Origin of the sequence: Hyphomonas sp., assembly GCF_037969335.1 — a bacterium.
Taxonomy (GTDB): Bacteria; Pseudomonadota; Alphaproteobacteria; order Caulobacterales; family Hyphomonadaceae; genus Hyphomonas.
The window spans coordinates 1-2,513 of the sequence record NZ_JBBKXE010000003.1; the positions used below are offsets into that span (position 1 = coordinate 1).

The following is a 2,513-nucleotide window of genomic DNA, read 5'->3' on the forward strand; positions in this document are numbered from 1 at the left end:
GAAACCGCGCGCGGCGGCGCGGCGCACGACCTCGCGGTTCGGGGCCAGCGCATCGAGCCAGGCGAGGACGCCGCGCTTCACCTTGTCGGGCACGCGCAGGGCGGAAAGGTCTTCAGCAGCGAGAACGGCCCGCGCGTCGGCCTCTGCGGCGGCAAAAAAGGCCTCGATCAGGTCAATCACGCCGTTTGGCGCGGCGAGCGCCTGTTCACCTTCGCTGAGCCCGGCCTCATTAGCGGCGAGGCTGGCAGCGGCATCTGTCCAGCCGTCAAAGGCGACATGGGGCAAAAGGGCTTCCAACCACCTGGAACGCAAGACATCGGATGGCGTATGTGTCATAATACTTCTTTGCATCATTTAAGGGGCTTGGCCAAATCGCTTCTTGCGTGATATAGGCCCCCTTCACGGCTTAACAGGCCTCAAAGAATTCGTCGGGGCGACGCCCCTAACCCAATGGAGAAGACCCATCGTACAGATCGTCGTCCGCGATAACAATGTCGAGCAAGCCCTGCGCGCGCTCAAGAAGAAGATGCAGCGCGAAGGCCTCTTCCGCGAAATGAAGGCCCGTCAGGCTTTCGAAAAGCCATCCGAGAAAAAAGCCCGCCAGCACGCCGAAGCCATTCGCCGCGCCCGCAAGCTGGCTCGCAAGCGCGCCCAGCGCGAAGGCATCGTGTAGGCTTTACGGTCTTACGCACTGAAAAAAGCCCCGTCAGAGCGATCTGGCGGGGCTTTTTCTTTGGGGTCACGTCATCTTGTCGCCCGAAATGCGCGCCACGGTCCGTGGCATACATCCCAGTGATCGGTGGAGGCGCATGTGAAAAAGATCATTCCATGGGCCATCGTCCCGGTGGCGGTCGTGGCCTGCGCCATTGGCTACTGGGCGGGGCCCGACCTTCTCTCCCTGCAAACTGTCACGATCACGAATGACAGTGAGAACCCGGTCACGGTGACTGTTTATGACGACGCATGGACCGTGGCACCGCACGAACGCCAGGTGGAGCGGTTTTCGGCAAGAGGAGATGCACATTTCCGGATACTGGACGTCGCCACCGGACACGAGATCAGCGCCGAGGGGTATCTCACATCTGGCATGGCTCAATGTCACACGATCACGATAGGCGAGCAGGTCACGTACGATTCTGCCCTGACCACATCCTGCCATCTGACGGCCGGCTGATCAGCTCTTGCGGCTGAACATGCGTTTGAAAACGCCGCCAAGGTCACCGATGCCTGCGCCGTGGACTGCGCCGGCCCGGTAGACCTTGGTAGCGAGCCAGAGGATGGCCAGGGCGGTGAGCGCCATGATCAGCATCTGAGCCACAATTTCCCACAGCGGCGGATCGTGCGGCATGCGCAAGATCAAGAGGAAGGGCGTAAACACCGGAATCCATGACGCAATGTCGATAATTGGCGAGCCGGGATCCTGGAAGGCGATGAAAATGGCGAACATTGGCAGCATCAGCAGGATCATCATCGGGCTGAGCAGGGTCTGGGCTTCCTGGATCGTGTCGCAGAGCGAGCCCAGCGCCATGAAGATCATGCCGTACATGACATAGCCGAGCAGGAAGCTGATCAGGCCCGGAATGATGATCGACGGATTGGCAAAGGCCGCGAGGAAGGGCGACAGGAGGCCGGCGCCGCCGGGAATCTGGCTGGTCGCGAACAGCGACACCCCGAACGCGAACAGGCCCCAGGACACCATCATCGTGGACGTGACCGCGAACACGGCAAGCAGCTTGCCGGCAAGCAGTTCGGTCAGCTTCACGGATGTGAGCAACGTATCGAAAATCTTGTTGGAGCGTTCCTCGATCGTGCCCATCAGCAGGTATTGGATGATCGAGAAGATCATCAGCCAGAGGAAATAGGCGAGGCCGCCGGCGACGAAGACCGGCGCCCGGTCAGCCATGGTGACTTCCGAGCCTGCCGTTGTCTGGTCGGCCACGGTGCGGATGCGGTGCGCCGACACCTGCAGGGCATTGGCATCGACCCTGTCGAGGAAATCCGGGCCGAGCCCTGCCTCGGAGAGGGCCTGCTGGCGGGAAAGGCGGCGCATGGCATTGGCCGCGGTCGCGCGCAGGGCACCGACATTGACGTCGTCGCTCCAGTATTCGAGATCCCGGCCGTCAGCTGACGGAATGAAGACGGCGAAGAGCGGCTTGTCGCCGAGCGGGCCGGAGACGAGGCGCTGGCCCATCAGGTAGGGGCGTAGGTCGTCGATCGAATTGGCCGGGGCCGGCACGCGGATGAACTTGCGCGGCGGCGCGGCATTGCCGGACTGGAGCGCAGCGTGCTGCTGAGGCGACAGGTCCATATTGGCGGCAAGGTCACGTGCCTGCTGGCTGGCATCCTCGTCATTCCGAGCGAATTCACCCTCGATGGCGTCGGCATACACGGCGGCAGGCTCGACGACGGCGTAGTAGCGCACAGGGGAGGACTTGGCGGCGAACAGGGCAAAGGTGCCGCCGATGATCATGAACAGCGGCACGGCAGCGAGGCTGAGCCAGAAGCCCCAGGCC

Annotated in this window: 3 protein-coding genes and 1 pseudogene; 2 read left to right on the top strand and 2 right to left on the bottom strand. The window is 62.5% G+C overall.

The window, feature by feature from the left end; translation table 11 throughout:
- Positions 1–336, bottom strand: a pseudogene (locus AADA04_RS00160) (COQ9 family protein); the annotation flags it as partial.
- A gap of 127 nt (positions 337–463) precedes the next feature.
- On the opposite strand from AADA04_RS00160, the gene rpsU reads away from it, so the two are divergent.
- Together rpsU and AADA04_RS00170 are read left to right on the top strand one after the other, a co-directional pair.
- Complete coding sequence (rpsU, locus tag AADA04_RS00165) at positions 464–673, top strand: 30S ribosomal protein S21 (RefSeq protein ID WP_340691203.1); 210 nt, start codon at positions 464–466, stop codon at positions 671–673.
- A gap of 138 nt (positions 674–811) precedes the next feature.
- Positions 812–1,174 carry a hypothetical protein gene (locus AADA04_RS00170; RefSeq protein WP_340691201.1) on the top strand — a complete coding sequence of 121 codons (363 nt, stop codon included), beginning with the start codon at positions 812–814 and terminating at the stop codon, positions 1,172–1,174.
- Here the strand turns inward: AADA04_RS00170 and AADA04_RS00175 are convergent.
- Positions 1,175–2,513 (bottom strand): ABC transporter permease (locus AADA04_RS00175; RefSeq protein WP_340691202.1); only part of this gene is annotated, 1,339 nt, incomplete at its 5' end. It lies immediately after the preceding gene.